This window comes from Sphingobium sp. UBA5915 (genome assembly GCF_002431195.1).
GTDB lineage: Bacteria > Pseudomonadota > Alphaproteobacteria > Sphingomonadales > Sphingomonadaceae > Sphingobium > Sphingobium soli.
In genome coordinates, this window is sequence record NZ_DJDV01000090.1 from 21,091 (window position 1) to 21,441 (window position 351).

The window sequence follows — 351 nt, forward strand, 5'->3', positions numbered from 1 at the left end:
GCGAACCGCGCCTTCTCGCACTACCGCTGGTAAAGAGGAAGGCGGGCGCTCCCGCGCCCGCCTATCCAACAGGGTCTTGAACATCGGTCCGTTCGTCAGGGGTGCTACCCATGGCGGACGGATTGGTTTAGGGGCCTCGCGCAGAACAAACGAATCCCCTCACCGCCGGTGCGCCGGCAACGGAGAAGCATCATGGCCCGCAGCCATCCGCTCGAACATTATCGTAACTTCGGTATCATGGCGCATATCGACGCCGGCAAGACCACCACGACCGAGCGCATCCTTTACTACACCGGCAAGTCCTACAAGATCGGCGAAGTCCATGACGGCGCCGCAACCATGGACTGGATG

The 351-nt window shown here is 61.5% G+C and carries 1 protein-coding gene; it reads left to right on the forward strand.

Going from position 1 to position 351, the window contains the following annotated elements; all coding sequences use genetic code 11:
• Positions 1-192: 192 nt before the first annotated feature.
• On the forward strand, positions 193-351 hold a 159-nt coding region (locus B2V90_RS23190), incomplete at its 3' end, for a GTP-binding protein (protein ID WP_414711613.1).